The sequence below is a fragment of the Frankia canadensis genome, from assembly GCF_900197875.1.
In the GTDB taxonomy this organism is placed as follows: Bacteria; Actinomycetota; Actinomycetes; order Frankiales; family Frankiaceae; genus Frankia; species Frankia canadensis.
Map to the genome: position 1 here is coordinate 1 of NZ_FZMO01000234.1, position 5,793 is coordinate 5,793.

General features: G+C 75.4%; 1 protein-coding gene. It reads left to right on the forward strand.

Going from position 1 to position 5,793, the window contains the following annotated elements:
• Positions 1-5,793: type I polyketide synthase (locus tag C1A33_RS18645; protein WP_115537974.1), on the forward strand; the 5,793-nt coding region annotated here is incomplete at both ends.

Here is a 5,793-nt window from a genome sequence, read left to right on the forward strand (position 1 = left end):
CACCCACACCCCCCGCCGCGCCGCCATCAGCGCCTTCGGCATCAGCGGCACCAACGCCCACCTCATCATCGAAGAACCCCCCACCAGCACCAGCACACCCACCACCAGCACCGACAACCAGACCGACGACGACAGAACAGGGAACGAGAACGAGAACCACCCCCAGCCCCGGACGACGGACGAGAGCGCTGACGCGACCGGGACCGGAACTGGGACCGGAGATGCTCCCCCAGCCGCGGCCCCACCGGCACACCCCGTCGCCTGGCCCCTGTCCGCGGCCGACCCCGCCGCCCTGCGGGAGATGGCGCTGCGGCTACGCGACCACCTGGCCCGACTCCCCGACCCGCCCGGCCTGACAGCGACTGCCGTCGCGTTGTCCCGACGGGCCGCGCTGGCGCACCGGGCGGTCGTGATCGCCGACTCACCCGCCGGGTTCTCCGCCGCGCTCACCGCGCTCGGCGAGGACCGGCCCGCCGCCGCCCTCGTGCGCGACACGGTGTCCGAACCCGGGCGGACCGTCTTCGTCTTCCCGGGTCAGGGATCGCAGTGGGCCGGGATGGCGGCGGACCTGTTCGACGTCTCGGCCGCGTTCCGCGACCAGCTCACCACCTGCGCGGACGCGCTCGCGCCACATCTGGACGTCCCGCTGCTCGACGTCCTGCTTGGCCGGGCGGATCCACGCCTGCTCGACCGTGTCGACGTGGTCCAGCCCGCGCTGTTCGCGATGATGGTGTCCCTCTCCGCGCTGTGGCGTGAACGTGGGGTGCGTCCCGACGCGGTCGTCGGCCACTCGCAGGGCGAGATCGCCGCCCTGCACGTCGCCGGCGGCCTGAGCCTCGACGATGCCGCGCTCGTCGTGGCCCGGCGCAGCCGCACGCTCGCCGCCATCGCGGGTGGCGGGGGCATGGTGAGCCTGTCGCTGGACGCCGAGGCGACCACCGAGCGCATCGCGCCCTGGACGGGCCGGATCGGCATCGCCGCCCACAACGGCCCGGCGACCACGATCGTGTCGGGCGAACGGACCGCCCTCGACGAGCTCCTTGCCGCCTGCGCGGCCGCCGGTGTGCACGCCCGTGCGATCCCCGTCGACTACGCCTCGCACTCCCCCGCCGTCGACGTGCTCGAACCGGAGCTGCGCCGGGTGCTCGACGGCGTCCAGGGCCGTGCGACCGAGCGCGGGGTGGCGTTCCACTCGACCGTGACCGGCGGCGAGCTGGACCCCGCCGGGCTGGACGCGGACTACTGGTACCGCAATCTGCGCGAGCCGGTCCTGCTCGAACCGGTCGTCCGGGCGCTCGCCGCGGCCGGCCACACCACGTTCATCGAGGTCAGCCCGCATCCCGTGCTCGTCTCGGCGATGACGGACACCCTCGCCACCGCAGCGCCCGACGGCGGACAGGCACGGGCGCTGGCGACCCTGCGCCGCGACGGCCACAACCCGACCCGGCTGCTGGCGGCCCTGGGCCAGGCCTGGGCCAGCGGCCTGTCGGTCGAGCTGGCGCCGCGCCCCGCCGATCCGCGCCCGCCGCACCTCGAGCTGCCGACCTATCCCTTCCAACGCCGACGGCACTGGCTGTCCGCGCCCGCCACGGCCCGCCGCCTCGACACCGTCGGCCTGCAGGCGATCGACCATCCCCTGCTCGGCGCGGCCGTCGACCTTCCCGACACCGGCGGGCAGGTGCTGACCGGAACACTGTCCCTGGGTTCCCAGCCGTGGCTCGCCGACCACGCGGTGCACGGCGTCCCACTGCTCCCCGGGACCGCCATCCTCGATCTCGTCCTCGCCGCCGGGCGTCGGGCCGGCTGCGCCCGGGTGGCCGACCTGACACTCACCGCCCCGCTCGTCCTGCCCGAGGACGGCGCGGTCCTGCTCCGGGTGGTGCTGGGGCCGAGCGACGACAGCGCCCGGCGCAGTGCCGACCTGTACGCCCGTCCGGAGGACGCCGACAGCGAGCCCTGGTCACATCACGCCAGCGGTGTGGTGGAGCCGGTCCGCGACCCCGCCGATCGCGATCCGGCCGACGGTGCCCAGACGGCCTGGCCGCCCCCCGGCGCGCGGCCCGTCGACCTGGCCGATCCGTACCGCCGCCTGGCCGCCCGCGGATACGACTACGGGACCGCCTTCCAGGGGCTGGTGGCCGCCTGGCGCGCGGGGACGGACGTCCTCGCCGAGGTGGTCCTGCCCGCGGTGCACCAGTTGGACACACCGGCCTACGGCCTGCACCCCGCGCTGCTCGACGCCGCGTTGCACCCGATCGCGCTCGGCCTGCTCGCCGATGACGCCGGAGCTGGCACCGTCGCCACGGAGGCGCCGGCCGCGGAGGACACCACCGGCACGGACGCGACGGACACGGACATCGCGGCCATGGACACCACCGGCACGGACACCGCGGCGGGGCCGGACGCGGTCCAGCTCCCGTTCGCCTGGACCGGTGTCGTCCGCCACGCGACCGGCGCCAGCACGCTGCGCGTGCGCCTGACACCCACCCCCGGCGGGCTCGCCGTCGTCGCCCGCGACACCGCGGGCCGACTCGCCCTGACCGCCGACGCCCTGTCGACCCGGCCAATGTCCCCCGGCGCGCTGCCGCGGGACCAGGGCAGTGGCGAGCTCCTGGTCGAGCGGTGGCTACCCATCGCGCCGGCGCCGCGGGCGGGCGACACCCCGGCCGGGGCCGGTCGATGGGCGCTGGTGGGGCTCCCGGCCGATGCCGCGACGCTGTCCCTGCCCGCGGCGACATCCGTGCACCCGAGCATCGCCGCGCTCACCCGATCCCTGCGCGACGGCGGTGGCGTGGGCCTCCCCGACGCGGTGATCCTCGCGGTCGGTCTCACCACCCCGGCCCTGCGCGGGTCCGACGACAGCCATCCCGACGACGACCAGTCCGACAACCGGCCCGGCGACGACCGGTCCGACCACCGGTCCGGCGACGATTGGTCCGGCGACGACCGGTTCGCAACGCCCGCCACCGCGCTCGACCTGGGCGGTCGCGTCCTGCGCGAGCTGCGGGACTGGCTGACGGACGATCACCCGGCCGGGATCCGGCTGGTGGTGGCCACCCGCGGGGCGGTCGCCACCGACCTGCACCATGGCGTCGCGGACCTCGGCGGCGCGGCAGCGTGGGGCCTGGTGCGCTCCGCGCAGTCCGAGCACCCGGACGACATCGCCCTGCTCGATCTGGACCCCGACGCCACACCGGACACCACCGCCGCACCGGACCCCGATGCCGCACCGGCGGCAGAGTCCGGATCGGCACGAGATGCCGTCACCATCGCCGCCGCACTGGCCGAGGCCGTGCGAGCCGGCGGCGAGCCGCGTCTCGCGCTGCGCGCGGGGGCTCTGTTCGCGCCGCGCCTGGACCACCTGCCCGTCGGCGGCTCCTCTCCCGCCGCGGACGACACCACACCCCCTTCCGCGGTCGCCACCGCCGCCCCGGCCGCCGCCACGTCCCCGCATGCCTCCTCCCCGTTCACGGGCCTGGACGGCACCGTCTTGATCACCGGCGGCACGGGGGTACTCGGCGGGCTCGTCGCTCAGCACCTGGTCCGCTCGCACGGCGTGCGCCACCTGCTCCTGGCCAGCCGCGCCGGCACCGCCGCCCCCGGCGCGCCAGCACTGCTCGCCACGCTCACGGAACTCGGCGCCGACGCCCGGATCGCCGCCTGTGACGTCGCCGACCCGGCCGCCCTCGCCACGCTGCTCGCCTCCGTCGCCGACGGGCATCCCCTGCGCGGCGTGGTCCATGCCGCCGGCGTGCTCGACGACGGGGTCGTCACCGCACTCACCGAGCGGCAGCTCGCCGAGGTCTGGCGGGCGAAGGTCGACGCCGCCTGGCAGCTGCACCGGCTGACCCGTGGCCACGACCTGCGCGCGTTCGTCCTGTTCTCCTCGACCGCCGGTGTTCTCGGCACCGCCGGCCAGGCGAACTACGCGGCGGCGAACGCCGCGGTGGACGCGCTCGCCCGCCGCCGGCGCGGGGCGGGGCTGCCTGCCCTCAGCCTGGCCTGGGGGTTGTGGGCGCAGGAGACCGCCATGACCGGACATCTCGACGACGCGGCCCGCGCCCGGCTCGCGCACGCCGGGCTCGCCCCGATGACGTCGGAGGCGGGCCTCGCCCTGTTCGACGCCGCGCTCGACGCGGGCGTGCCGGTCGTCGTCCCGGCTCGGCTGGACCGCCCCGCGCTGCGGCGGCGGGCCGCGCAGGGCACGCTTCCCGCCCTGTTCTCCACCGTGGTGCGGACGCGGTCAGACGTCTTCCCGGACCTCGCCGGCTCCACCGCACCGGCGGGACCCGCCGGGTCCCCGGACGGAACCGGCAGCGCCGGCGGGCAGGCCGAGGCGGAGCAGCCCGGCACCGGCCTCGCCGAGCGGCTGGCGGCGATGCCCGAGCCGCGGGCCCGAGAGGCCCTCGTCGAGCTGGTGCGCGAGCATGCCGCCGCCGTCCTCGGGCATGACGACGTCGCGCCGATCGGCGCGGGCCAGGCCTTCCGCAGTCTCGGTTTCGACTCGCTGGCCGCGGTGGAACTGCGCAACCGCCTCGGCGCGGCGGCCGGCACGCGGCTGCCGTCGACGGTGGTGTTCGACCATCCGACGCCGGCGGCGCTCGCCGAGCATCTGCTCACCCGGCTCACCGGCCCGCGCCCGGCGGCGAGACCGGCGACGGCCGAGCCGCGCACGGACGACGAGCCGATCGCGGTGGTCGCCATGGGCTGCCGTTTCCCCGGCGGGGTGACCTCGCCGGAGGAGCTGTGGCGGCTGGTGGCCGAGGGCACCGACGCGCTGTCCGAGTTCCCGGTCAACCGGGGCTGGCAGACCGAGCGGCTCTACGACCCCGATCCCGGCCGGGCCGGGCACACCTACGTCCGCCACGGCGGGTTCCTGCACGACGCGGACGAGTTCGACGCGGCGTTCTTCGGGATCTCCCCGCGTGAGGCGACCGCGATCGACCCGCAGCAGCGCCTGCTGCTGGAGATCGCCTGGGAGACGTTCGAACGCGCCGGCATCGACCCCCACAGCCTGCGCGGCACCCAGACCGGCGTGTTCACCGGCGTCATGTACGACGACTACGGCACGCGGCTGGAACGCGCGCCGGACGGGTTCGAGGGCTATCTGCTCACCGGGTCGACGTCCTCGGTCGCGTCGGGGCGGGTGGCGTACACCTACGGCCTCGAAGGCCCCGCCCTCACCATCGACACCGCCTGCTCCTCCAGCCTCGTCGCCCTCCACCTCGCCACCCAAGCCCTCCACCACGGCGAATGCACCCTCGCCCTCGCCGGCGGCATCACCCTCATGGCCACCCCCGCCGTCTTCATCGAATTCTCCCGCCAACAAGCCCTCGCCCCCGACGGACGCTGCAAACCCTTCGCCCACGCCGCCAACGGCACCGGCTGGGCCGAAGGCGCCGGCCTCCTCCTCCTCGAACGCCTCACCGACGCCCAGAAAAACCACCACCCCATCCACGCCCTCATCCGCGGCAGCGCCATCAACTCCGACGGCGCCAGCAACGGCCTCACCAACGCCCACCTCACCCCCGCCGACATCACCGCCATCGAAGCCCACGGCACCGGCACCACCCTCGGCGACCCCATCGAAGCCCACGCCCTCCAAACCACCTACGGACCCCACCACACCCCCGACAACCCCCTCTGGCTCGGCTCCATCAAATCCAACATCGGCCACACCCAAGCCGCCGCCGGCACCGCCGGACTCATCAAAATGATCATGGCGATGCGGCACCACACCCTCTGGCTCGGCTCCATCAAATCCAACATCGGCCACACCCAAGCCGCCGCCGG